Annotated in this window: 21 protein-coding genes and 4 pseudogenes; 7 read left to right on the top strand and 18 right to left on the bottom strand. The window is 69.9% G+C overall.

Translation table 11 applies throughout. The annotated features are described in order from the left end of the window. Positions 1-177: 177 nt before the first annotated feature. From putP to E2C04_RS10620, 12 genes and pseudogenes are all read right to left on the bottom strand, one after another. The gene (gene putP, locus E2C04_RS10590) at positions 178-1,689 is read right to left on the bottom strand and encodes a sodium/proline symporter PutP (RefSeq protein ID WP_135832555.1); all 1,512 of its coding nucleotides are present in this window, start codon (positions 1,687-1,689) and stop codon (positions 178-180) included. Between the two features lie 53 nt (positions 1,690-1,742). Then, positions 1,743-5,220 (bottom strand): annotated as a pseudogene (locus tag E2C04_RS22015) (bifunctional proline dehydrogenase/L-glutamate gamma-semialdehyde dehydrogenase). 369 nt (positions 5,221-5,589) lie between these two features. Next, positions 5,590-6,291: a DNA/RNA helicase domain-containing protein gene (locus tag E2C04_RS18705; RefSeq protein ID WP_238694246.1), complete on the bottom strand. Its 702-nt coding sequence runs from the start codon at positions 6,289-6,291 to the stop codon at positions 5,590-5,592. Between the two features lie 149 nt (positions 6,292-6,440). Continuing rightward, positions 6,441-6,935, bottom strand: a pseudogene (locus tag E2C04_RS19870) (DEAD/DEAH box helicase family protein); the annotation flags it as partial. Further along, entirely contained in the window at positions 6,851-7,267 is a 417-nt protein-coding gene (locus E2C04_RS22020; RefSeq protein ID WP_420873079.1) for a GIY-YIG nuclease family protein, read from the bottom strand. The pseudogene E2C04_RS19870 and the gene E2C04_RS22020, both read right to left, overlap by 85 nt. 30 nt (positions 7,268-7,297) lie before the next feature. Next, positions 7,298-7,624 carry a nucleotide pyrophosphohydrolase gene (locus tag E2C04_RS10605; protein ID WP_135832556.1) on the bottom strand — a complete coding sequence of 109 codons (327 nt, stop codon included), beginning with the start codon at positions 7,622-7,624 and terminating at the stop codon, positions 7,298-7,300. 72 nt (positions 7,625-7,696) lie between these two features. Next, complete coding sequence (locus tag E2C04_RS10610; protein WP_135832557.1) at positions 7,697-8,101, bottom strand: YjbQ family protein; 405 nt, start codon at positions 8,099-8,101, stop codon at positions 7,697-7,699. A gap of 44 nt (positions 8,102-8,145) precedes the next feature. Beyond that, positions 8,146-8,355: a hypothetical protein gene (locus E2C04_RS18720; protein WP_202977751.1), complete on the bottom strand. Its 210-nt coding sequence runs from the start codon at positions 8,353-8,355 to the stop codon at positions 8,146-8,148. After that, positions 8,352-8,975, bottom strand: a complete 624-nt coding sequence (locus E2C04_RS20965) for an HAD-IC family P-type ATPase (protein WP_202977752.1) — start codon at positions 8,973-8,975, stop codon at positions 8,352-8,354. Before E2C04_RS20965 ends, E2C04_RS18720 begins: the two co-directional genes overlap by 4 nt. A gap of 92 nt (positions 8,976-9,067) precedes the next feature. Next, positions 9,068-9,721: pseudogene (locus E2C04_RS22025) on the bottom strand (HAD-IC family P-type ATPase); the annotation flags it as partial. Positions 9,722-9,760: 39 nt separating this feature from the next. Beyond that, positions 9,761-10,021, bottom strand: coding sequence for a hypothetical protein (locus tag E2C04_RS18735; RefSeq protein ID WP_202977753.1), 261 nt, complete (start codon positions 10,019-10,021; stop codon positions 9,761-9,763). 87 nt (positions 10,022-10,108) lie between these two features. Next, positions 10,109-11,086, bottom strand: coding sequence for an LLM class flavin-dependent oxidoreductase (locus E2C04_RS10620; RefSeq protein ID WP_135832558.1), 978 nt, complete (start codon positions 11,084-11,086; stop codon positions 10,109-10,111). A gap of 180 nt (positions 11,087-11,266) precedes the next feature. Here E2C04_RS10620 and E2C04_RS10625 point away from each other — a divergent pair, with 180 nt between their 5' ends. The 3 genes from E2C04_RS10625 to E2C04_RS10635 are packed head-to-tail and all read left to right on the top strand — an operon-like array spanning position 11,267 to position 14,029. Next, entirely contained in the window at positions 11,267-12,478 is a 1,212-nt protein-coding gene (locus E2C04_RS10625; RefSeq protein ID WP_135832559.1) for an SPFH domain-containing protein, read from the top strand. Positions 12,479-12,497: 19 nt separating this feature from the next. Further along, entirely contained in the window at positions 12,498-13,736 is a 1,239-nt protein-coding gene (locus tag E2C04_RS10630) for a TFIIB-type zinc ribbon-containing protein (protein WP_135832560.1), read from the top strand. Then, positions 13,733-14,029 carry a hypothetical protein gene (locus E2C04_RS10635; RefSeq protein WP_202977754.1) on the top strand — a complete coding sequence of 99 codons (297 nt, stop codon included), beginning with the start codon at positions 13,733-13,735 and terminating at the stop codon, positions 14,027-14,029. Before E2C04_RS10630 ends, E2C04_RS10635 begins: the two co-directional genes overlap by 4 nt. Positions 14,030-14,292: 263 nt before the next feature. Here E2C04_RS10635 and E2C04_RS10640 read toward each other — a convergent pair whose 3' ends face one another. From E2C04_RS10640 to E2C04_RS10655, 4 genes are all read right to left on the bottom strand, one after another. After that, positions 14,293-14,958 carry a hypothetical protein gene (locus E2C04_RS10640; RefSeq protein ID WP_135832561.1) on the bottom strand — a complete coding sequence of 222 codons (666 nt, stop codon included), beginning with the start codon at positions 14,956-14,958 and terminating at the stop codon, positions 14,293-14,295. A 35-nt stretch (positions 14,959-14,993) separates the two neighbouring features. Then, positions 14,994-15,908: a carbamate kinase gene (locus E2C04_RS10645; protein ID WP_135832562.1), complete on the bottom strand. Its 915-nt coding sequence runs from the start codon at positions 15,906-15,908 to the stop codon at positions 14,994-14,996. Then, positions 15,905-16,402, bottom strand: coding sequence for a DUF3253 domain-containing protein (locus tag E2C04_RS10650; protein ID WP_135832563.1), 498 nt, complete (start codon positions 16,400-16,402; stop codon positions 15,905-15,907). The genes E2C04_RS10645 and E2C04_RS10650 overlap by 4 nt, the downstream gene beginning before the upstream one ends. Positions 16,403-16,549: 147 nt before the next feature. After that, the gene (locus E2C04_RS10655; protein WP_135832564.1) at positions 16,550-18,724 is read right to left on the bottom strand and encodes a glutamine synthetase III family protein; all 2,175 of its coding nucleotides are present in this window, start codon (positions 18,722-18,724) and stop codon (positions 16,550-16,552) included. 204 nt (positions 18,725-18,928) lie between these two features. Here E2C04_RS10655 and E2C04_RS10660 point away from each other — a divergent pair, with 204 nt between their 5' ends. Beyond that, the gene (locus E2C04_RS10660; RefSeq protein WP_202977755.1) at positions 18,929-20,614 is read left to right on the top strand and encodes a peptide chain release factor 3; all 1,686 of its coding nucleotides are present in this window, start codon (positions 18,929-18,931) and stop codon (positions 20,612-20,614) included. Here the strand turns inward: E2C04_RS10660 and E2C04_RS21465 are convergent. Next, positions 20,589-21,086 (bottom strand): annotated as a pseudogene (locus E2C04_RS21465) (TetR/AcrR family transcriptional regulator); the annotation flags it as partial. The gene E2C04_RS10660 and the pseudogene E2C04_RS21465 sit on opposite strands and share 26 nt — an antisense overlap. Positions 21,087-21,439: 353 nt before the next feature. Between E2C04_RS21465 and E2C04_RS10670 the strand changes: the two are divergent. The 3 genes from E2C04_RS10670 to E2C04_RS10680 all read left to right on the top strand — a co-directional run bounded on the left by E2C04_RS10670 (position 21,440) and on the right by E2C04_RS10680 (position 24,002). Next, positions 21,440-21,934 carry a hypothetical protein gene (locus tag E2C04_RS10670; protein ID WP_135832567.1) on the top strand — a complete coding sequence of 165 codons (495 nt, stop codon included), beginning with the start codon at positions 21,440-21,442 and terminating at the stop codon, positions 21,932-21,934. A 165-nt stretch (positions 21,935-22,099) separates the two neighbouring features. Continuing rightward, a complete protein-coding gene (locus E2C04_RS10675; RefSeq protein ID WP_135832568.1) occupies positions 22,100-22,303 on the top strand; it encodes a cold-shock protein in 204 nt (67 codons plus the stop codon). Positions 22,304-22,577: 274 nt separating this feature from the next. Then, positions 22,578-24,002, top strand: coding sequence for a PP2C family protein-serine/threonine phosphatase (locus tag E2C04_RS10680; protein WP_158630667.1), 1,425 nt, complete (start codon positions 22,578-22,580; stop codon positions 24,000-24,002). Positions 24,003-24,035: 33 nt separating this feature from the next. Here E2C04_RS10680 and E2C04_RS10685 read toward each other — a convergent pair whose 3' ends face one another. Further along, positions 24,036-24,866, bottom strand: coding sequence for a sigma-70 family RNA polymerase sigma factor (locus E2C04_RS10685; protein WP_229721705.1), 831 nt, complete (start codon positions 24,864-24,866; stop codon positions 24,036-24,038). Positions 24,867-24,972: the final 106 nt, after the last annotated feature.

Consider the following 24,972-nt stretch of genomic DNA (forward strand, 5'->3'; position numbering starts at 1 on the left):
GTCAGGGCATCGGCGGTCGATCTAGAGGTACAGCGCTGCTGCCCGCTTCGACGACCTGTGGGCCGAGGTCGCGATCATCACCGTGATCACGCTGGTGCTCTACAACCTCGTGCAGGTCGTGGAGAACGTGGTGCTCGCACGCATGGGGATGAGCCAGCAGCAGGTCTGAGCGCCGCGTCAGCTCGCCCTCGCCCTCTTCACCATCGCCAGCTCGACGGCCTCGTCGAACTCACGCTCCACCTCGTCGTCGGGCTGGTGGGTGAGCTTGCTGACGACCACGGAGACCAACAGGTTGACGGCGAAACCGGGGATGATCTCGTAGAGGGTCACGCCGTAGACCTGCGGACCGAACCAGCTCCACACGAAGACGGTGACCGCGCCGGCGACCATGCCTGCGAGCGCACCCCAGTTGGTGAGGCCTCGCCAGAAGAGGCAGAGCAGCACTGCCGGGCCGAAGGAGGCGCCGAAGCCGGCCCAGGCGAAGGCGACCAGCTCGAGGATGGTGCCCGAGGGCCTGACGGCGAGCAGGCCGGCGACGAGCGCGATGACGAGCACGCAGGTTCGGCCCAGCACCAGCAGCGTGCGTTGCGAGGTCTCGGGCCGGAAGACCTTGAAGAGGTCCTCCACGAACGCGGACGAGCAGACGATCAGCTGGCTGGAGACGGTGCTCATGATCGCGGCGAGCACGGCTGCGAAGACGAGCCCGACAACCAGTGGGTGCAGCAGCTCCTGGGCCATCGTCAGCACCACGAGCTCGGGGTTGTCGAGGGAGTCACCGGCGCCGGTGAAGAAGGCGACGCCGATCAGGCCGCAGGCGACCGCCCCGACCAGGGTGAGCGCCATCCAGCTGATCCCGATGCGCCGGGCGCTGGTCGCCGACGCCGCGTCACGCATCGCCATGAACCGGACGATGATGTGCGGCTGGCCGAAGTAGCCGAGCCCCCAGGCCGCCGCCGAGACGATGCCGACGAAGGTGGCTGCGTCGAGGGTGCTCCCGGCGAGGAAGGAGAGCCGGTCCGGGTCGACCGCCCGGATCTCCGCGGTCGTGTCGCCGGGACCACCCAGGGTGGAGACGGCGATCACCGGGATGACCAGGAGGGCGATCAGCATCATCGTGCCCTGCACGACGTCGGTCAGCGACGCCCCGAGGAAGCCACCGAAGAGGGTGTAGGCGAGGGTCACCCCGACCACGATCACCATCCCGGCGACGTAGGGGGTCCCGAAGGCGAGGCGGAAGAACTCGCCACCGGCCACCATCATCGACGAGACGTAGAAGGTGAAGAAGACGAGCACGATGCCGCCTGAGGCGATCCGCAGGGCACGCGTCCGGTCGTGCAGCCTGTTCTCGAAGAAGCTCGGGATCGTGATCGAGTTCCGGGCGACCTCGGTGTAGGCCCTCAGGCGCGGAGCCACGAACTTCCAGTTGAGCCAGGCGCCGGCGGTGAGGCCGATCGCGATCCAGGCCTCGATGAGGCCGGCGACGAAGATGGCCCCCGGGAGCCCCATCATCAGCCATCCGGACATGTCGGAGGCGCCGGCGCTGAGCGCCGCGGTCCACGGCGGCAGCTGCCGCCCGGCCAGCATGTAGCCCTCGTGGTCGGAGGTCTGGGTGTAGGCGTAGTAGCCGATGCCGATCATCGCCGCGAAGTAGATGACGAGGGCGGTGATCTCGAACGCCTGGTCACTCATGGGGGCCTCGGTTGGCTGCATGGGGCACGTCGGGGGAAGGGACCCGGCCGCTGTCATGCCGGGTCCGGGACTGCGGGTGGGATCGGGTGGGTGCGAGGTGTGCCGAAGCGGTGGGCGGTGACGGAGACGGCCTGCTCCCGCAGGAAGGTGAGCAGCTCGACCCGACCCGCGCTGACCACGTCGCCGGCGTGCACGGCCAAGGCGGGCGAGCCGTCGGTGGCCTCGGCGAGAGCCTGGGCCGAGCCGCCGACGAGGCGGACGCGCGCTCCGTCGCGGGCCAGTTCCCGGGCGTGGCGGTGCCATGCCTCGGTGTCTTCGTGGCGCAGCTCGGCACCGTAGGAGGCCGCGAGCTGCTGGACGGGCTCCGGCAGCACGGTCGCAGTGCTCAGCGTCATCGCCGAGCCTGCGCGCGCCCCGGCCGCCAGCAGGCGTACGAGCTCGACCACCCGCTCGCCCTCGTGACGCAGCGTCACCGGGACGGGGTGGTAGCGCAGCGCGTTGTGCTCGGCGGTGAGTCCGGAGCGGTCCCGGACGACGCCGAACTCCTCGGCCCACGCGAGGGCGTCGTTGTGCAGGGCACCGCTGAGCCACTGCAGGTCGGCGTCGCCGACCCCGGCCGTACGCGCGGCGTCCAGCGCGGGGCGTCCGACCCGGTCGGTGGGTTCGGGTCCGGTGACCGGCCGGTCGGTCCACGAGCCGAGGCCGAGCAGGTAGTTCGGCCCCCCGGCCTTGGCGCCCGTGCCGACCGAGGAACGCTTCCAGCCTCCGAAGGGCTGGCGCTGCACGATCGCCCCGGTGGTGCCGCGGTTGACGTAGAGGTTGCCGGCCTCGACCCGCCGCAGCCAGGTCGAGATCTCGTCGTCGTCCAGCGAGTGGAGCCCGGAGGTGAGCCCGAAGTCCACGGCGTTGACCAGGTCGATCGCCTCGTCCAGCGTCTCGGCGGTCATGATCCCGAGGACGGGTCCGAAGTACTCGACCCGGTGGAACTCCGAGCCGGGCCGGACGCCCTCGCGCACCCCCGGCCGCCACAGTCGCCCGCGTCGTCGAGCTGCTCGGGCTCAATGACCCACCGCTCCCCCGGCCCGAGCGTGGTGAGGGCGCGCAGCAGCTTGCCCTCCGCAGGGCCGATGAGCGGGCCGACCTGGGCCGTCTCGTCCCACGGGCGCCCGACGCGGTACGAGGTGACCGCGTCGACGAGCTGGCTGCGGAAGCGCTTCGACGTGGCCACCGAGCCGACGAGGATCACCAGCGACGCCGCCGAGCACTTCTGGCCGGCGTGGCCGAAGGCCGAGTAGGCGACGTCCTTGGCGGCCAGGTCGAGGTCAGCGCTGGGCGTCACGATGACGGCGTTCTTGCCACTGGTCTCGGCGAGCAGGGGCAGGTCGGGCCGCATCGAGCGGAAGAGCTCAGCGGTCTCGTACGCCCCGGTCAGGATCACTCGTTCGACCGACGGGTGGGAGATGAGCTGCGACCCCAGGTCGCGCTCGCTGACCTGGACGTAGCGGAGCACGTCGCGGGTGACCCCGGCGTCGTCCAGCGCGGCCCACAGCGCCTCGACCATGACGGCGCCGCTCCGCCTCGCCGACGCGGCGGGCTTGATCACCACGGGTGAGCCGGAGGCCAGCGCGGCCAGCGTCGACCCGGCGGGGATCGCGACCGGGAAGTTCCACGGCGGGGTGACGACGGTCAGGCGTGCGGGCTCGTACGCGGCCCCCTCCACCGTCTCGAGGTGGCGGCCCTGCTCGGCGTAGTAGTGGGCGAAGTCGACGGCCTCGCTGACCTCGGGGTCGCCCTGCTCGAGCACCTTGCCGCACTCCGAGCCCATGACCTCGAGGAGCTCGGCCCGACGCGCCTGGAGGGCGTCACCGGCGGCGTGCAGGATCTCGGCCCGCCGATCGGCGCCCAGGTCGCGCCAGACCTGACCCGCTTCGACGGCACGCGCGAGGACCTCGTCCAGCTCGGCGGCGTCGTGGACGACGCCCTCCTCGGCGGTCCGGTTGCCCAGCTCGGAGGTCGGCATCCGGTCGCGGATCCGCGCGCCCCACTCGCGGTTGGCGGCGACCGAGGTGTCGGTGTCGGGCGTGTTCTCGAAGTGGTCGCGCGGAGCCGGCGACGGCGGCTGCGTACGGTCCTGGACCCGGTGCGGTGCGGGAGGGGACGACGGGACGATCGCCAGGGAGGCGAGGAATCGGTCCCGCTCGCGGGCGAAGAGCTCCTCGGACTGGTCGAGGTCGAAGACGGCCGACATGAAGTTCTGCTGCGACGCGCCCTCCTCCAGGCGCCGGACCAGGTAGGCGATGGCGACGTCGAACTCCCGTGGGTGGACGACCGGCGTGTAGAGCAGCAGGGAGCCGACGTCCTTGCGGACCGCGGCGGCCTGGGCGGTGGCCATGCCCAGCAGCATCTCGATGTCGATGTCGTCGGAGCAGCCCCGTCGCTGCGCCAGCAACCAGGCCAGGGCGACGTCGAAGAGGTTGTGGCCGGCGACGCCGACCCGTACCGCTCGGGTGTGCTCGGGCCGCAGGGCGTAGTCGAGGACCGCCTTGTAGGAGGCGTCGGTCTCCTCCTTGCTGCCCCACGTGGCGAGCGGCCAGCCGTGGAGCTCGGCGTCGACCTGCTCCATCGGCAGGTTCGGCCCTTGACCACCCGCACCTTGATGGGCGCTCCGCCGGCGGGGACCCGGGCGGCGGCCCAGCGCTGCAGCTCGGTCATGGCACCGAGCGCGTCCGGCAGGTAGGCCTGCAGCACGATGCCCGCCTCGAGGTCGCGGAGCTCGGGGCGGTCGAGCAGGTTCGTGAAGACGGCCAGGGTGAGGTCGAGGTCCTTGTACTCCTCCATGTCGAGGTTGATGAACTTCGCGCCCTGGGGTGCGGCCTTCGCCTCCCGGTAGAGCGGCAGCAGCGCCTCCACCGCGTCGGCCACCGCCCGGTCGAAGGACCACGGGCTGTGCGGGGCGACGGTCGAGGAGACCTTGATCGAGACGTAGTCGACGTCGTCTCGGGCCAGCAGACGGCGGGTGCCCTCCATCCGGCGTGCTGCCTCCTCCTGCCCGAGGATCGCCTCGCCCAGGAGGTTGACATTGAGGCGGACGCCTTCCTGCTCCTCGCGGATCCGCGCGATGGCCGGCCCGAGTCGACGGTCGCTGGCGTCGATGACGAGGTGGCGGACCATGCGGCGCAGCGCGAGGCGGGCGGCAGGCACGACGAGCCAGGGCGCGACGCGGCCGACGACAGCTCCGGTGAGCACGGCCGTACGCAGCGGCAGCGGCAGGAACTGCGGCACCAGGGGCGTCAGCGTCGCCAGGTGGCGGGCCGCGGCCTCCGGGTCCTCCGGTCGGATCACGCCGTCGACGAAGCCGACGGTGAAGGCGAGCCCGTGGGGGTCCTTCAGAACTCCGGCGAGGCGTTGTGCAGCGGCGTCGACCGGCTCGTCGCGGCTGGCCTCCAACCAGCGGCGGACCAAAGCGATCGCCTCGTCGGCCAGCTGCTGGTCGATCCCGGCGCCGGCAGGGTGGTGCGCTTCCACGGTGATCGAGTCCTCTTCAGGTGAGCGGGTGGACCACCTTCACCCTTCCCTCGAGTGTTGCGCGTCACACATGACGAACGGGTGACGGCGCAGTACTCACCGCTCGTGCCTCTCGCCCTGTCGGTCGCCAGGTCAGCTGCGGCACAGAGCGACGAAAGCTCCCAGCTCCGCCACCCCCGTCGCGGTGCTCGGCATGCACGAGGTCAACGCGCCGGACCGGAGCACGATCGCCTTCCACTGCGCCCTCGACACCGCGACGTTCACTCGGTTGCGGTTGAGCGGGAAGCCCATGCCGCCAAGGAGAACCGCCCGGCTTCGCGAACTACGACCAGGTCGCGCCACTCCGCATTTCTGCTGGCGGCCGCTCGCGCGCCGCTAGTCGGCACTTATCGCGGAGAACCACGGACGCAAGTGCTCGCGGAGGGCCGGGTCGCATACGTAGACGTAGGTACCGCGCATACCGCGCGTCAGGAGAACGGCATAGATGTTGCGGACAAACCTGAGAATGTCGTCGTCGGAGTAGGTAATGCCAAGCATCCGGTTGTTCGTGGCACCCCGCGGATCGTGGTAGTGGCGTCGATCAAAGATGATCCGTCCCGAGGAGGGGTCGAAGCGGAGATCTCTGCCGATGATGACGCCCGCGTAGTTGAGGTCGTAGCCCTGGATGGTGTGGATGGAGCCCACCTCGTGGATCGATGTCGGCGAGTTGACCCAATCCACGTCGGTGGTGTTCCACTGCAACGCCAGACCGTCGACGGTCACGTCCCGGGCATCGGGGTCATGCTTGCCCGTCCAGCGCCAAGCGAATCCGGCCAGCAGGCGAGCGAGACCATGCTCCGCCTCACGGTCAAGGATCGTCTGCTGCATCTGCGCCACATCGTCGAAGAACCGCAGGTCATAGCCCTCAAACGGACGCGGGACGTCAGCGGTACCAGCGAGCACGTCGCGGACGTATCCTACATAGTCATCACCCGCTTTGACTCGCATCTGTGAGCTGAGCGGGTAGAGGCGGCCTCGAGAACGTACGTCCGACACGAGTGCCACCGCAGTCGTCTCAGAAAGGTCCGCGGGTCGCACCGCTTGGTCCTTGTCGAGCAGGTAGATCTGATGGTCGCTGACCGCTCGATCCAGTCCAATTGCGTCAATGTGACGTCGTCCTGTCCGAAGAGCCGTGCATTGATCTCAGTGAACTTCCGGTTCAGCGGGCCAGCTGCCTGGGCCGCTCGCTGGTTGAGTCGGTGGGCCTCATCCACGATGAGAAGACTGAACCGTTCCTTGGAATTGCCCACCTCGAAGGGGCCCAGCACCTGCTTGGGGGAAAGCCCCGGGGTCTTTCTGAACACGTTCTTGATGGATTTGCGCAGCGAAATCTGCGGCACCACCAGCGCGGCGTGGAAGTTCTCGAGGAGTTCGGGGTATCCCGCCACAAAGAACTCTGACAGCAAGGAGTCACTGTCCGGTGGAGCAGTGACGTCAGCAGACTTGATGTCCATCAGCAACTTCATCAAGAAGATGCCGACCACCGTCTTGCCCGTGCCCGGAGCACCTTGAATGACGATCCTGCTCTGCTGTCGGGCTTCAAGGTCCTCGAAGAGTCCGCTGAGAATATCGTCGACCGCGATCGCCTGGTCCTGGGTCAACGCCTTGAACGGAGAGAGCTTGAAGAGGTCGGTGTTCTCAATTTCCTTGATGGGCCGAGTAAAGGCACCCCGGCGGCGCAACTCTTCGAAGATCTCTTCAAAGGTGCGCCGATACTCGAGCCGACCGTAGTAGTCAGCGTCGGTGATCCCGTGGTTGCCGTTGAGCACGTGGAACTTCCCGTCCCGGCAAACAGGCGGATTAGATAAGACTCGAGATCCAGGCAGACTGACTTGTTGAAGGTCTCGTCCACGACGACTCTGGCGCTCCTCAGGGTGCGCTTGTCGGCAGAGTCAAGATGCTGACGGAACCTTCCGGCAACGTTGAGAGACTCGCCGACATAGATCTTCCCGTCGCCATCCAAGGTGTAGACCACCGGCCAGTTCCTGAACTGAGGCTGGAGAGGCGCCCACACGGAGAGTTGGTCCGCGGTGAACCGTACTCCTCAATCCGAAAGCCGGTCATACTTCTCACTCCGCCCCCGTGCTAGGCCCACCGGATACTTCGCACGCGTCACCTCAAGCTTGTCAAGCACAATCTGATCGGGGTCGAGCCCGAAATGCATCGCCAGTAGGTGGCAGTAGGTCAGGACGTCTGCCAGCTCGCCGGTCACATCCTCTTGATCGCCTTCAGCGGACCACTGAAAGCACTCAAGGAGCTCGGCAGCTTCTATGACTATGCTCTTGGCCAAGTTTTCAGGAGTGTGGAACTGCCGCCACTCCCGCTCCGCCATGAATTCGCGAAGGGCCGTCGGGACGGAATGTGCAGACATGAACGTCACTGTACTGATACCGAGCGCCTGAGCTGACGCTCTTGGGTCTCCGAGGCACAGCCGACAAGACCTTCAACCCGCCAGGAACGAGAACCGCACCTCTCGCTCCGCGTTGTCGACGTTGAGGTCGACCAGGCAGATGCTCTGCCACGTGCCGAGCGCGAGCCGACCGCCGAGCACCGGCACACTGGCGTACGGCGGAATCAGCGCCGGCATGACGTGGGAGCGGCCGTGCCCACGGGAGCCGTGGCGGTGGAGCCACCGGTCGTCGACGGGCAGCAGGTCGCGCAGGGCAGCCAGCAGGTCGTCGTCGGAGCCGGCGCCGGTCTCGAGGATCGCAATCCCCGCGGTGGCGTGCGGGACGAAGACGTGCAGCAGTCCGTCACCGCGACCGGCGACCCAGCTCGCGACGTCGGAGGTCAGGTCCAGGACGCGCTCGACGTCGCCGGTGCGGTAGTGCTTCACGTGCGAGTCCATCCCACCATCGTGACAGGTGGCCCGAACGACGGACGGCGCTGACGTCAGTGCGCCAGTGCGGCGGTCGTGACCTCGGTCCGCCGGAGGCGCCGGTGCAGGCTCAGCGCCCGCAGCGCCGACAGGATCGCGAGCAGGTCGACGACCTCCTGCAGCAGCGCCCCGGCCACGGCCGGCAGGTGGCCGAACGCAGCCACCATCATCAGCCCGATCGAGATGACGATGCCCATCCAGATCGACTGCAGGGCGATCTTCACCGTGCCGCGCGAGACCTCGACGACGTCGGCGACCCGGAGAGGTCGTCGGAGGTGACCACCGCGGAGGCCGACTCACTGGCCGCGGTCGCTCCACGCCCGGCCATCGCGATGCCGACGTCGGCGGCGGCCAGCACCGGGGCGTCGTTGATGCCGTCGCCCACCATCATCACCGGACGCGGCTGCAGGGAGGCGACGACGTCGACCTTGCCCTGCGGCGTGGTCTCGGCGTGCACCGTGGTGATGCCGATGCCGTCAGCCACCGACCTGGCGGTCGGGGCGACGTCACCGGTGACGAGCACGAACTCGCTCGCGCCGAACGAACGCAGCCGCTCGATGGTGTGGCGGGCGTGCTCACGCACCGGGTCGGAGAGCACGATGACTCCGGCGAGCTCGTCGTCGACGGCGACGTAGACGGCCGTCTCCCCCGCCTCCAGCGTGGGCCGCGCCAGGGCGCCGACGACCTCCTCGACGAAGGCCGGCTTGCCGACCCGCACCTGCTCGCCGTTGCCCAGGACGGCCAGGACGCCGTTGGTCGCCATCTCCTCGGCCTCCAGCACCGTGGGCAGGTCCAGCTGCCGGCCGTGCGCCGCCTCGACGACGGGCGCCGCGAAGACGTGCACCGAGTACTGCTCGGCGGCGCCGCCGCAAGCCTCAGGACGTCTTCCGCGGAGCGGGCACCCGGCTCGATCCGGCTCACCGTCGGTCGCCCCTGGGTCAACGTGCCGGTCTTGTCGAACGCCACCGACCGGACCCCGGCCAACGTCTCGAGGGCGCCGCCCTCCTTGATGATCACGTTGAGCTTCGCCGCCGAGCTCATGCCGCCCATGAAGGCCACCGGCGCCGCGATCAGCAACGGGCACGGGGTGGCGACCACGAGCACCTCGGCGAAGCGCACCGGGTCACCGCTCAGCCACCACGCGATGCCGGCGATCAGGAGCGAGACGGCCGTGAAGGGCACGGCGTACCGGTCGGCCAGACGCACCATCGGCGCGCGCGACGAGACCGCGGCCTCGACCAGCTGCACGATCGTGGCGTACTGCGACTCCCCCGCCGTCCTCGTGGCCCGCATCGTGAAGGTGGCGGTGCCGTTCATCGTGCCCGACAGCAGCGCCGCCCCGGCGTCGTACGTCACCGGCACGGGCTCGCCGGTCACCGACGACTCGTCGATGACGGCGCGCTCGGAGAGCAGCACCCCGTCGACGGGCAGGATCTCCGAGGAACGGACCAGCAGCGCGTCGCCGACCTCGACCTCGCCTCGACCGGGATCTGCACGACCTCGCCGCTGCCCGGCGTGATGCGCATGGCGTACGCCGGTGCCCGGTTGAGCAGGGTGTCGAGCTCGCGCGAGGCCTGCCGCGCCGCCCACGCCTCCACCGCCTCACCGCGGTGAGCATCACCGCGATGATCAGCCCGGCGACGTACTCCCCACGGCCAACGTCGCGCCCATGGCGATCATCGCCAGGATGTCGAGGCCCCAGTGGCCCTCCATCAGGTCGCGCACCATCTCGACCGCGGTGACCGCGATGACGATCCCGAGCACCACGAAGGCGGTCAGCGCCAGTGCCGCAGGCTGGTCGAGGGCCCAGAGCACGACTCCCACGACGAGGCCGGCGACCGCGAGCAGGGTCAGCGCCCGCTGGATCCGGAAGGCGAAAGTCTCAGGCACGCAGGTTTCCTTCGGTGCGGCGCCAGCACGGGCAGGCCCATGATGGCACCCGTCTCCGACGTCAGCGCACGGTCCTCAGCGCACGGTTCAGAGGAACGCCTTCGCGAAGAGCTCGACCGAGCGCAGCCGCTCCTCCAACTGCGGGCCCTGGTGGGTGACGATGAGCTCGTCGACGCCGGTGCGGTCGACGAACTCGGTGACCTTCGAGGCAACCGCCTCGGGCGTCCCGGCCGCCGTGTAGGTCATCATCTGGTGCAGGTGCTGCGCCTGCGGGGTCGCGAGCAGCTGGTCGGCCTGCTCGTCGGTGTAGGAGACCCCCGGACGGACGAGCAGAGCCACGCGCTGGCGCATGATCTGCTGCAGCTGCCGGTCCGCGTCCTCCTGGCTGTCGGTGACGACGACGTTGTAGCCGGCGATCACGTAGGGCTTCTCGAGCTGCTCCGACGGCGTGAACTCACGCCGGTAGAGCGCAATCGCCTCGTGCAGCGCGGCAGGGGCGAAGTGGGAGGCGAAGGCGTACGGGAGCCCCAGCGCCGCGGCCAGCCCGGCGCCGAAGAGCGACGACCCGAGGATGTAGAGCGGCACGTCGGTGCCCTTGCCCGGGTAGGCGTCCACGCCGGGGATGTGCGACTGCCCGCGCAGGAAGCCCTGGAGCTCGAGCACGTCCTGGGGGAAGGAGTCGGCGGAGGCGTTGGTACGCCGCAGCGCACGCAGCGTGTTCTGGTCGCTGCCGGGCGCACGACCCAGCCCCAGGTCGATCCGTCCCGGGTGCAGGGACTCGAGGGTGCCGAACTGCTCCGCGATCGTCAGTGGGGAGTGGTTGGGCAGCATGACCCCGCCCGCACCGAGACGGATGCTCTCCGTGTGCGCCGCCACGTGGGCGATCAGCACCGAGGTCGCGGAGGAGGCGATGCCAGCCATGTTGTGGTGCTCGGCGTACCAGACCCTCCGGTAGCCGCTCCGCTCCGCCTGCTGCGCCAGGGCCACGGTGCCACCGAGGGCGTCGGCGACGCTCTGGTCACGCGCCACGGTCGCGAGGTCGAGGATCGAGACGGGGAGGGACATCAAGGGCCTTTCGTCGACACGACGACGCGGGAACGCGCCGTCACGGGGTCAACGCCTGCACGCCGCGAATCCATCCCGGTGCGCCGATTTTGCGGTGGCTCTGCTGAACTCGGCGACGGCTGTCGGTGGGTCCGGCTAATGTGAGCGCCGTCCAGACCACAGGCGAGACGGGGAGCACCCATGGGACTCATTCAGGCAGCGATCGGGGCCATCGGCGGAAGCCTCGCCGACCAGTGGAAGGACTTCTACACGGTTCCGGACGGCCTGGCGCCCACCGCAGCTCTCTTCGCTGCTGCCCCGCGCGGCACCAACGCCGGCCGGGGGTCGAACACCAAGGCCTCCGACGGCGTCATCACCAACGGCAGCAAGATCGTCGTCCCCGAGGGCTACGGCCTGGTCCTGATGCAGGACGGCGCGATCACCGGCTTCGCAGCCGAGGCCGGCGCGTACGAGTGGAACTCGGACGCCCAGGACTCCACCTCGATCTTCGCCGGTCACGGCATCGTCAGCCCGCTCATCACCACCTCGTGGGAGCGCTTCAAGTTCGGCGGCCGCCCCAGTGCGCAGCAGCGTGCCTACTTCGTGGCGCTCAAGGAGATCCCGAACAACCGCTTCGGCACCCAGTCGGAGATCTACTGGGACGACGCCTACATGAACGCCCAGGTCGGGGCGGTCACCCGCGGCACCTACACGCTCCGGATCACCGACCCGATCCTCTTCGTCAAGGCCTGGGTGCCGGCCTCCTACCTCGAGCCCGGACGCGTCTTCGACTTCACCGACATCGACAACGACGCCGCCTCGCAGCTGTTCAACGAGGTCGTCGGCTCGCTCGCGCCCGCCTTCTCGATGTACACGAACGACCCCTCCAAGGGAAACCGGATCACCAAGATCCAGCAGGACTCGGTCGGCTTCGCGCAGAGTCTCTCCGCCGCCGTGGAGAGCAACTACCAGTGGAGCACCGGGCGTGGCCTGGAGATCGTCTCGGTGGCGATCGTGTCGATCGAGTACGACGAAAACACCCGTGAGCTGCTGCGCAACGTCCAGCGTGCCGACGCGCTCTCCGGCGCCCGCGGCAACTCCAACCTCCAGGCCTCGGTCGCCGCAGGCTTCGAGTCGGCCGGCGAGAACGCCGGCCCCGGCGGCCTCATCGGGATGGGCATGGCCGCTGGCTCGGCCGGCATCGGCGGGCTCCAGCAGCCCGTGCCCGGCGTCGGTGGCCAGTCGACTCCGGCAGCCCCCGCTGCTCCCCCGGCCCCTGCCGCGCCGGCCGCGGCCGCGCCGGCAGCCGAGGACCCGGTCGCCGTGCTGACCCGCGCGAAGCAGATGCTCGACGCCGGGTTGATCACCCAGGAGGACTACGACGCGGCAAAGGCCAAGGCCCTGGGCCTCTGACCGACCGACGACGACCACCATGACCGAGAGCGCCGGCGTGCCCGACGACGCGTCCGTCGTCCCCGACCCGGGGGCGGCGGCCGCGGCAGCGTCGGCACCACCGGTCATCGACACCGCCAACCAGCGGCTCGACGACGGCGTCAACCGGTGCCCGAAGTGCGGGGCCACCGAGATCCAGCTGCGGGTCTCCACCGGCCTTCTCATCTGCCTCTTCTGCCGGCACGAGTGGGCCGAGGCACACCTCGAGCCGATCGTCGCGGGCGAGGGTTCGCTGCGCGACCTGGTCGGCACGGTCATCACCTCCGGCGCCGCCGACATCGTCGCCGACGCCGGGATGCTCACGATGAAGTGCTCCGGCTGCGGCGCCGAGGTCGTGGTCAACACGTCCGAGGCCACCTCCTCGCGGTGCCACTGGTGTCGTCACGTCCTCACCGTCAACGAGCAGGTCCCCAACGGGGCCGTGCCCGACGCCGTGCTGCCCTTCAGCGTGACCCGCGACCAGGCGGTCGAGCACATCCGGGCGTTCGCGAGCAGCCGTCGTACGTTCGCCCACCGCCAGTTCGTGAAGGAGTTCACCCCGGAGAACGTGGTCGGCGTCTACCTCCCCTACATGGTCGTGGACAGCAACGCGAGGGGCGACGTCTACGGCATCGGCGAGATCAAGACGCGCCAGTACACGCGCGGCAGCGGCGACAACAAGACCACCGTGTACGACGCCGACGTGTACCGCATCGAGCGTCACGTCGACTTCACCGTCGACGACCTGACGCTGGAGTCGTCGACCGAGCGCGCCAACATGAACGCGTTCGTCAACACCAACAACGTCATCAACACGATCCTCCCCTTCGACACGAAGAACGCGGTGCAGTGGAACGCGAGCTACCTCGTGGGCTACACCTCCGAGCGACGTGACTCCGACGTCGCGGCGCTGGTTCCCGAGCTCGAGGACCAGCTGCTCTCGATCGCCCGCTCGGAGGCCCGCTCCTCGGTGCGGGCGTTCGACCGCGGTGTGCGCTGGGAGTTCGAACGGCTGACGGTCCACGGCACCCGCTGGGTCTCGATGTACCTCCCGGTGTGGCTCTACTCCTACTACCACGAGGAGCACGGCAAGGCGATGGTCCACTACATCGCCGTCAACGGTCGTACGGGCGAGACCATGGGCAGCATCCCCGTCTCGCAGTGGCGGCTCATCACGGCGGCGCTGGTCACCGGCACGTTCCTCGAAGGCATCGCCATCGGATTGCTGGGGCTGTGGTGACCGCCGCGCTCCTGTCGCTTGCTGCGTACGCCGTCGAGGTGCAAGCCGAGTCGGGGACGCCGTGGATCCTGCTCGCAGCCGGCCCCGTCGGCGCGGTCGCCGTCTACTGGGGGCTCTTCCGCTACTACCGCAACACCGACAAGTCGCACTCGTTCGAGCGCGAGACCCTGATCGAGTCCCAGCCGATCGTCGGCCACGAGACCAAGTTCGACACGGTGCGTGGCACCGAGCGCCGCGAGGTGTCGGGCAACAACGTCTCCAAGCACCGCCAACGGGTCCGTCGCCTGGACTGACCCGAGGCGTGGGCCAGGCGCGGGGTTCAGGAGCGAGGGTCAGGGACGGGGCTCGTCGCCGTCGTGCGCTCCGCGGTTGCTGGGGCAGTCCGGGTTCGTGCAGACCCGGACGTCGACGCTCCCGTCGGGGTCCGCGCCTTCACGGGGCGGCTCTGCGTCGTGGGCACGAAGCTCCACCCGCGACCCGCACACCCGGCACTCCTGCTGGTCGAAGTACATGCTCGCTCCCTCGTCGTCGTCGTCGCTGCACCCTCTCTACCCACCTACGGGGCGGTCCGCACATCGATGCGTCGACGACCCGTCAGGACGCCTCCGGGTCGAAGACCCGCGTCTCCAGCACCGTGCCGGCCAGGTCGGTGACGAGGTAGCCGTACTCCTCGAAGTCGTTGTGGACGTGGATGGTGACCCGAGGCTGGTCGCTGTCCCTGGCGCGTTCGACCACGAGGGTCGTACGTCGGGTCCGGCACCCGCAGGCCCTCCCACGCGGCGTCGAGGTTGGCGTCGAGGGCCGCGAGGTCCACGTCGGCCAGGTCGAACTCCCGGTACTCCCCCGCGTCCCGGACCTCGCCTCCCGCCTCGAACCCGCCTTCGCGGGTGGGCCGCCACTCCTGGTAGCGCCCGCTTCCCTCGTCGACCGGAGCGCGCACCACCGACAGTGCGGCCTGTAGGCTCACGCCGTAGCTCCGGCTGGTGCCGAACTGGGCCACGTGGTCCGCGACCAACCGCTCCAGGTCGTCGGCCGTGGCGGGCACGACGTACCCGGCGCTCGTGGCGGACGGGGTGCCGTCGTCGTCCCCCCAGATCTGCACGGCCCCGACGACGCCGCCGACCAGCGCGAGCGCCAGTCCCACCAGCACGACCCTGACGCGCAACGACGCCCGTTCCCACCAGCCCGCCGGCTGGTCGGGCCGACCTCCCGAGTCGATCACCTCGCCACCGTACCCATTCCGAGGGACGCTGGGGCTCACTCCCGGGACGTGGCGTCGACGATCTGCGTGCCCGCTGCCCCGTCCACGGCCAGCGCGAGCGACTCGAGGGCGGCGATCACGGCCCGACGCCCCCGTCGCCCCTCGACGAACCGGGCGCACGCCTCGACCTTGGGTCCCATCGAGCCGGCGGCGAACTGGCGCGAGCGCAGCTCCTCGGGCGTCGCCCGGGGCAGCACCTGCGCCTGCGGCGTGCCGAAGCCGTCGATCACCCCCTCGACGTCGGTGAGGACGACCAGCAGGTCGGCCGCGACCCCGTCAGCGACGAGGCCGGCGACCAGGTCCTTGTCGACGACTGCCTCGACCGGGGCGTACGCCCGTCCCTCGCGCAGCACCGGCACGCCCCCGCCACCACCCACCACCACGACGCGCCCCGCCTGCACGAGCACCCGCGCCGCATCCAGGTCGACGACCTCCAGCGGCCGCGGGGACGGCACGACGCGACGCCACTCCTCCCCGTCAGGGCGCACGGTCCAGCCGCGCTGCTGCGCGAGACGCCGCGCGGTGGCCTCGTCGTAGGTCCCGCCGATCGGCTTGGAGGGGTCGCTGAAGGCCGGGTCGTCACCGTCGACGACGACCTGGGTGACCAGCGCCGTGGCCGGGCAGTCGTGGCTGAGCAGCTCCTGCTGGATCCACGACCCGATCAGTCCTTGGGACTCGGCGACCAGGTCGCCCAGCGGAAACGGTCGCGACAACCTCGGATCAGCCTCGGTCTCCATCGCCAACAGCCCGACCTGCGGGCCGTTGCCGTGGACGACGAGCACCTCGTGGTGGGCGGCCAGCGCGGCAACCGCGCGGGCGACCGGGCGTACGCGGCGTCGTTGCACCTCCGACTCGGGCACCTCCCCGCGGCGCAGCAGGGCGTTGCCGCCGAGGGCCACGACGATCCTCACGACCCGAACTCCGGGCCACGCGCGATGCGGATCGGGCCGCGGGCCCGGTTGGCGACCACCGGTTCCCCCTTCTGGGTGGCGACGACGACGTCACGCTCCGCCAGCGCGGCGACCACGCGGCGTACGTCGTCCATCCGGCCCCGCCATCCCTCACCGCCGACCACGCGGGCCACGTCGCTGGGGCAGATCGTCGACCCGCCGCGGTGGCGCAGCAGCGCGCGGACGGTGGCCTCGGCGCGCGCGGAGAAGTCGTCGTCCGACAGCTCCTCCCACCACGGGGCACCGCGCTCACCGAGCGCAACCTTGGCGTCCCCGACCCGGGTCCGCGCGTCGGGCTCCTTCGCGCGCACCGCCCGGCGTGCACTCATCAGCTCGTCGACGAGCTCCTGGCGCAGACCGTCCGGGATCGCGGGGTCGGAGGCTCGCCAGCGGCGGCCGTCGATCACCAGGTGGCGCCCGTCCGGCGTGCGCTCGACCTCCTCGGAGTCCGCCACCCTGCCTCCCCTCGACGTTCGGCCCTGGACCTCGACCCTAGCCTCGGCGGGAAACTCCGATTGAGAAGCCCGGCGGGAAGCCCGGTGAGAAGCACACCGCCCCGCCGACCACGAGGGTCGACGGGGCGGTACGTCAGCGTGACGGGGTCACTTGATGAAGAGCAGCTCCCGGTACTTGGGGAGCGGCCAGGCGGCGTCGTCGACCTCGGTCTCGAGGGTGTCCACGTAGACGCGGGCGGCCTCCATGAGCGGCCGGATGACGGTCGCACAGTGCTTCATGTGAGCAGCGGTGTCGGCGAAGTCGTGGCGAGCCAGCTCCGTGGAGAGCTGGGCGACGGTCTCGAGCAGGCCGTTCGCGTTCTCGGCGATGACCTTGACCTGACCGGCGTCGAAGCTCGCGTCCAGGGCCTGGGCGGCGCTGATCGTGGTGGCGAGCTCCGAGGCGTACTTGAGGGCGGCCGGGTAGATGACCGTCTTCGCCAGGTCGATGACGAGCTTGGCCTCGACGGCGATCGAGTTGATGTACTGCTCGGAGTAGACCTCGTAGCGCGAGTTGAGCTCGACGGCCGAGAGGACGCCGCTCTTCTCGAACAGCTCGACGACCTCGGGCTCGGTGAAGACCGGCAGGGCGTCGGCGCTGGTCGGCAGGTTGCGCAAGCCGCGCTCGGCGACCGCTGCCTCGTGCCACTCGGACGAGTAGCCGTCGCCGCCGAAGACGGCGTTGCCGTGCAGCTCCATGAGCTCCTTGAGCACGTCGGCCACGGCCGCGGCGTGGGTCTTGCCGGCCTTGAGCTCGACCTCGAGCTTGTCGGCGATCCAGTGCAGCGAGTCGGCGAGCATCGTGTTCATCGCGGTCAGCGGACCGGTGATCGACTGCGAGGAGCCCACGGCGCGGAACTCGAAGCGGTTGCCGGTGAAGGCGAAGGGCGAGGTGCGGTTGCGGTCGCCCGGGTCGCGCTTGAAGTTGAGGATCTGCGACAGGCCGAGGTCCATCTCGCCGCCGTCGGCCGACGGGTTGACGCAGCCGTTCTTGATGTCCTCGAAGACGGCCTCGAGCTGGTCGCCCAGGTAGACCGAGAGGATCGCCGGCGGGGCCTCGTTGGCACCAAGGCGGTGGTCGTTGGAGGCGGTGGCGATGACGGCGCGCAGCAGCGGGCCGAACTTGTGCACACCGCGGATCACGGCGCCGCAGAAGAGCAGGAAGTTGAGGTTCTGCTCCGGGGAGGTGCCGGGGTCGAGCAGGTTGCCCTGGGTCTCGTTGCCGACCGACCAGTTGACGTGCTTGCCGGAGCCGTTGAGGCCGGCGAACGGCTTCTCGTGCAGCAGGCAGAGGAAGCCGTGCTCAGCCGCAGTGGCCTTGAGGACGGTCATGATGAGCTGCTGGTGGTCGGCGGCGATGTTCGCGGTCTCGTGGTAGGGCGCGATCTCGAACTGGCCGGGCGCGACCTCGTTGTGGTGCGTCTTCGCGGGGATGCCGAGGCGGTACAGCTTCTCCTCGACGGCCTGCATGTAGACCTGCACGCGCTCGGGGATGGCGCCGAAGTAGTGGTCGTCGAACTCCTGGCCCTTGGCCGGGGGCGCGCCGAAGAGGGTGCGACCGGCGAGCAGCAGGTCGGGGCGCTGGGTCGCCAGGTGCTGGTCGATGAGGAAGTACTCCTGCTCGGGGCCACAGCTGGCGTTGAGCGGGGCGATCTCGGTCTCGCCCATGAGCTCGAGCACGCGACGCGCGGCGGCGTCCATCGCGGCGTTGGAGCGGAGCAGCGGGATCTTCTTGTCTAGGGACTCACCGGTCCACGACATGAAGACCGACGGGATCATCAGCGTCGCGCCGTTGGCGGTGTGCATGATGTAGGCCGGGCTGGTCGGGTCCCAGGCGGTGTAGCCACGGGCCGCGTTGGTCATGCGCAGGCTGCCGTTGGGGAACGAGGAGCCGTCGGGCTCACCCTTGATCAGCAGGCTGCCGGTGAACTCGGTGATCGCGTTGCCGTCGGCGTTGGTGATGATGAAGCCGTCGTGCTTCTCGGCGGTGATGTTGGTGAGCGGGTAGAAGACGTGCGAGAAGAACTTGGCGCCCTTGCTCATCGCCCAGTCCTTCATGGCGGCGGCAACGATGTCGGCCGTGGCGGGGTCGAGCGGCTCGCCCGTCTTCACGGTCTTCTTGACAGCCTTGAAGGCGTTCTTGGAGAGCGCCTCCTCCATCTTGTCGAGATTGAAGACGTCGGTCGCCCAAATCTCGCTCAGGGGACGGATCTCGGCGGTCGGGGCAGCGCTGCGGTTCAGGACCTCAGTGATGGCGGCGCTACGGACTTCGTTGGCAGTCATGTTCAACTCACAATCGTCGATGTTCGTTGGCGAGAGCCTAGGCAGGTCCTGTTACCTGAATCCGCCGCAATGTTTCGGGGAGGTTAACGTTCCTCCGGGATGCTCGACGCTCCTCCGCGGACGCCGTTCCACCGGGTCCTGGCGATCAGGGCGTGAGGCGTCGCCGAGTCGGGCGTGGGCACCGATCAGCGGTATCGTCGGCCGGTGCTCGACACCCGCCCTCGCCGTACGTTCGCCGTCATCAGCCACCCTGACGCCGGAAAGTCCACCATCACCGAGGCGCTCGCCCTGCATGCGCGGGCGATCAACGAGGCCGGTGCGGTGCACGGCAAGGGCGACCGGAAGGCCACCGTCTCCGACTGGATGGCGATGGAGAAGGCGCGCGGAATCTCGATCACCTCGGCGGCACTCCAGTTCGAGTACCGCGACCACGTGATCAACCTGGTCGACACCCCCGGCCACAGCGACTTCTCCGAGGACACCTACCGCGTGCTCTCGGCCGTCGACTCGGCCGTGATGCTGGTCGACGCCGGAAAGGGCCTCGAGCCGCAGACCCTGAAGCTCTTCCGGGTCTGCGCCCTGCGCGGCATCCCGGTGATCACCGTGATCAACAAGTGGGACCGTCCCGGCCTCTCGCCGCTCGAGCTGATGGACATGATCGAGCGTCAGATCAAGCTGCGCCCCACTCCCCTGACCTGGCCGGTCGGCGAGGCCGGCGACTTCCGCGGCGTCCTCGACCGGCGTACGGGCGACTTCATCAAGTACACCCGCACCGCCGGTGGCGCGACCATCGCGCCGGAGAAGCGGATGGCCTCCGACGAGGTCGAGGAGAACGACCTCCTCGTGTGGCACAACGCCGTCGAGGAGCACGAGCTGCTCGAGCTGGACGAGGCCGACCACGACCAGGAGCGCTTCCTGGCCGGCGAGACCACCCCGGTGATGTTCGCCTCCGCCCTGCAGAACTTCGGTGTCGCCCAGCTGCTCGACCTGCTGCTCGAGCTGGCCCCGGCACCCGGCCCGACCGAGGGCGTCGACGGCACGGTCCGCCAGCCCGAGGACGAGTTCAGCGCCTTCGTCTTCAAGGTCCAGTCGGGCATGAACAACGCCCACCGTGACCGGCTCGCGTACGCCCGCATCGTGTCGGGCGAGTTCGAGCGCGGCATGGTCGTCACCCACGCCTCCACCGGCCGCCCCTTCGCCACGAAGTTCGCGCAGACGGTCTTCGGCCGGGAGACGACGTCGGTCGAGCAGGCCTACCCCGGCGACATCATCGGCCTGGTCAACGCCAACGCCCTGCGCGTCGGCGACACCATCTTCACCGGCCCGAAGATCGAGTACGCCGGCGTACCCTCCTTCGCGCCCGAGCACTTCCGCACCGTCAGCGCCGGCGACATCGGCCGCTTCAAGCAGTTCCGCAAGGGCATCGAGCAGCTCGACCAGGAGGGCGTGGTGCAGGTGCTGCGCTCCGACCTGCGCGGCGACCAGAACCCGGTGCTGGCTGCGGTCGGCCCCCTGCAGTTCGAGGTGGTCGAGGACCGGATGCTCAACGAGTTCAACTCGCCGATCCGCTTCTCACGCCTCGACTACCAGGTCGCCCGCCTCACCGACGCCGCGGGCGCCGAGGCGCTCAAGGGGATGCGCGGCTGCGAGGTGCTGCAGCGCAGCGACGGCACCCACGTCGTCCTCTTCACCGACAACTGGCGCGCCAACGCGACCGCGACAACCCGTCGATCACGCTCGAGGCGCTGCCGGCCGGCGGGGTCTGAGCGAGTCCGCTCGAGAGCCTGCCGCGATCAGCTCCGCGGCGCAACCCGTCGAGCACCACGTCGACGAGTCGTTGCGGCAGCTCGGGTGCCGCCTCCAGGACGGCCGCGGGCTGCGGCCGGGTGAGGGTCCCGACCAGCACCACCAGCTCCAGCGCCTTCACGTCACCGCGTACGCAGTGCGCCTCGCGCCCCGCTGCCAGCACCTCCTCGACCCCGCTCAGGGTGCTGGCCTGGGTCTCGCGCACCTCGTCTGAGAGGTGCTGCGCGGCGTGCTCGGCGAATGCTGCCGTCAGCGCGCCCAGGTCCAGGGCGACGAGACGGCGTACGAAGCGCTCCCACGCCGCGCCTGCCTCACCCCCGGCGCCCTGGAGCTCTCCCACCGCCTCGTCGGCGGCCACGCGCAGGTCTCCCAGGATCGTCAGGACCACGGCGTCGCTGAGCGCGGCCCGTGACTCGAAGTTGCGGTAGAGCGTTGCGATGCCGACGCCGGACGCCTCGGCCACCGCCTCGAGGGCGACGTTGCCGCCCTGCGCGGCGAACAGTCGGCGCGCCTCCTCGACGATCCTCGCCCGTCGTCGGGCTGCGTCCGCGCGCATGGGTGCTCCTCGGTCCGTCGTGATTTGGCGGTCCGCGACCGCGACGTGGTCGGCGGCTTCGTGGTCGACCCCGAGGGCGTCCGGGCGGTCGTGGCCAGCGCCGGTTCCACCGCCATCTCCGCCACCCTGGCCTCCACCGCCGACGCCATGGCCGAGACAGGCGGAACCACGGCGACGGTCACCGACCTCGTGCCGCTCCCGGAGGAGGCCCCCCGGGCATCGGCATCGGCGGCCTGGCCTTCCCGCTGGTCTTCGGCGGCATCGTCCCGGCGGTCGCCTTCCGAGCGGCCTTCCCGGGCCGCGACCGGTGGAAGCTCGCCGGACTGGTCTCCTTCGCCGCCCTGGGTGGCGTCGTGGTCGCGGCCGTCCTGCGATTCCTCTTCGGGAGCATCGAGGAGGCGCTCTGGCCCGTGGCCGGAGCCATGGGGCTGGGCATCGCCGCCCTCGCCGTCCCGCTCACTGACCTGCAGCAGCTCTTCGGCGCGAAGGGATTCACCCTCGACGCGATGACGATGATGTTCCTCGGCAACCCCTTGGCCGGCATCGCCACCACCGGCGACTGGCTGCCCAGCGGCCTCGGCGAGCTCGGGCAGGCCCTGCCGCCCGGCGCCGCCGGGAGCCTGGTCCGGTCGACCGCCTACTTCGACGGTGCGGGCGGCCTGACGGCGGCCCCACCCTCGGCACCTGGGTCGTGGTCGGGGCGCTCCTGCACACCGTCGGGACCCGGCGCACGACACGGGCCGCAGCGCTCGCAGACTGACGTCGCCGGGCCCTCGCGCCACGCCGGAGAAGGAGACGCAGGAAAAAACTGTGACGCCGAAGAGCCAAAACGCCCGGACACCCGCTAGGGTCGTAGGTGTTGAAGGGGCGACCCCGGTCGCCCTGGCCGCGGAAGACGCGCGGCTCGTATTTCGTACTCCTGGTTTTCGGTTCGCTGAACATCAGCACGGTTCGATGTTCTTCAGCGGCTGGCGGGCACAGTGTCCCCAGCACCGAACAAGAAGGAAAAGATCATGGCTCAGGGCACCGTCAAGTGGTTCAACGCTGAGAAGGGCTTCGGCTTCATCGCTCAGGACGGCGGCGGCGAGGACGTCTTCGTCCACTACTCCGCGATCCAGACCAACGGCTACAAGTCGCTCGACGAGAACCAGAAGGTCGAGTTCGACCTCGCCCAGGGCCCCAAGGGTCCCCAGGCTGAGAACGTCCGCGCCATCTGACGTCGTCTCCGAAAGGCCCCGACCGCTCCTGCGGTCGGGGCCTTTCCCTTTCTGCGGCCCTCGGCGCGGTCGCTCCGGCACCGTGTGCCGGCCGGCGGTCACAAGTTGTCGTGTCATGTGGTGGCCACCTCCGCGTGTCGCCGACGGATCCGTGGGAGCGTGACGTCCGAACGCGTGTCTCATACGCCAGACGGGGTACCGACACCTCTCAGGGCCCCAGCAGCTTCAGCAAGCACGCGAAGGGAGGACGACGATGGACGAAGGTCTGGAGTCATTGGAAGCCCTTCTGCCCTCGACCCTTGGCCTCTTCCCCTCCCTCTGCGTCTCCGGCAGGTATGTCCTGGGGGGCCACGACCGCGAACACAGTGGCAGCGGCCTCAAGGCCACCCACCTGCCTGACGGCCGCATCGCGCTCGCGGTCACCGAGGCGTCCGGCGGCGGAGCGGTCGCGGCCACCACGACCGCCCGACTCCTGGCCGTGCTGTACGCCCGCCTCGAGGACGGCGCCAACGTGCGAGCCGCCCTGGCGGCCGTCGACCGCTACGCGCGGCGTACGCCCTTCGGCCCCGGGGCCACGATGGCGGTCGCGGTGGTCGACCCGGCCAACGGCGTGACGGAGGTGGGGATCGCCGGCCACCCGGCACCGCTGCGCCTCACCGACTCCGGTCAGACGTTGAGCTACCTTCTCTCCCCCAGCCGGCCCCTGGGGACCGGGGGTGTCGCCAGCACCGACTCCTTCCGCCTCGAGGTCGGTGACACCCTCCTCCTCTTCACCAACGGGCTGTTGACCGCCTCCGACGGTCTCGTCCGTGACGGCATCACCCGCCTCGAGGAGGCCCCCGGGGCCCTCGAGCCTGACTGCTACACCGACCAGGACGCCCTGGCCGACCGCCTGCTGAGGACCATGCAGCGGCCCGCCGGCTTCGTGGAGGACGTGGCCATGGTGGTGGCGCAGCGGTGTGCCCCCATCGACGACTTCCACTTCGGCGGCGACCTCGCCCCTGGCGAGCCGCAGCGGTGCACCGCCGCTCTCTCGACCTGGCTGGACGACCTCGGGGTCAGCCTGGTCGACCACGTCACGCTGCAGCAGGCGGTCAGTACCATCGTGAGCAGCGTCGTCGACTCGCACCCCGAGACGGTCCGCGCCGGCCTCGAGGTCACTGGCACCCTCACCGACGAAGGGGTGGTCGAGATCCGGATCCACGACGCGTCCGGCTGGCAGCCTCGTGGCAGCGCGCACGAGCACGGTCTCGTGGTCGCCGGCGGCCTGGTCGACCACCTCCGTCTCTTCCATGACGACCACGGGACCGTGGTGGTGCTGCGCCAGCCCGTGGGACGCACCGTCCCCCTGATGCGCTCGGTTGCGCAGGCGCGCACCAACGGGACTCCCACCGGCGCAGCGGGGACAGCCATGACGAGCGAGCTGCGCTCCGACACCCTGCGGGTCAGCGGCGCGGTCACAGCCACGGACGACGTGGAGTTCCGCGAGGCCCTCCACGAGGTCACCTGCTCATGCACCCGCTCGGCCACGGTGGACCTCTCCGGAGTCACCCGGATGCCCGGCCACGTGGTCCGCACCCTCTTCGACTACCTCGAGCGGGCGTCGTCCTCACAGGTGGACCTCACGGTCGTGACCGGCGAGGACTCGGTGGCCGCCCAGGTGCTGACGCAGGCGGCACTGCCCCACGTCACCACGTGAGACAGGTGAGGCAGGTGAGGCAAGTGAGGCACGTCAGGAGACGTCGCCCACCTCGGCACGGACCTTGTCGTAGATGCCGGTCAGCAGCCGCGAGACCTGGGTCTGGGTCACGCCCAGCTCGCGGCCGATCTCGGCCTGGGTCATGTCCTCGTAGAAGCGCAGGTAGAGGATGCGGCGGTCGCGCAGTGGCAGGTTGCGCACGACCGGCGCCAGCGTGAGGCGCGCCTCGGTCTCGTCGGTGTGCGGGTCGTCGGCGACCAGGTCGGCCCAGGTGCTGCTCCCGTCGGCACCGCGGGGCTGGTCCAAGGAGGCGGCGCGGAACGAGCCGTACGCCTGCACGGCCTGGTCGTACTCCTTCTGGCTGATGCCGACCTCGTCGAGCACCTCGTCGACGGTCGCGTCGCGCCCGTGCTCCTTGGCCAGCTCGTCCGTCGCCCGGGTCACCTGGGCCTGGACCTCCTGGATCCGGCGGGGCGGGCGGACAGACCAGCCGTGGTCGCGGAAGTGGCGACGGATCTCGCCACGGATGGTGGGGACGGCGTAGCTGAGCAGGTCGCGGTCGAGCGACGGGTCGAAGCGGCGTACCGCCTTGATCAGTGCCTCGTAGGCGACCTGGCGCAGGTCCTCCGGCGCGATGCCGCGACCGGCGTAACGCATGGCGATCGACTCGGCCACGCACTGGTTGAGCAGGACGATCTCCTCGAGGAGGTCGTGACGTTCGGCGCCGGTCGTCGACTCGGCGCGGGTGAAGAGCTCGGCCACGAGGTCCATGCGGGCCTCGCGCGGCATGGGGTCCGACGTCGTGGTCGGGACGGGGTGGACCCCGTCGAGCTGGGTGGAGGGAAAAGCTGGGTCGTGCTGCATGGTGACACCTCGCGATCCACGGTGCAGTGCGGTGATCAGGCACGTGCAGGTGCCGCCACGCGGCACCCCTCCCTCCACCATGCCAGCCCTCTGGTGGAAAGACCAC

It is taken from the genome of Nocardioides daphniae (assembly GCF_004777465.1).
Lineage (GTDB): Bacteria > Actinomycetota > Actinomycetes > Propionibacteriales > Nocardioidaceae > Nocardioides > Nocardioides daphniae.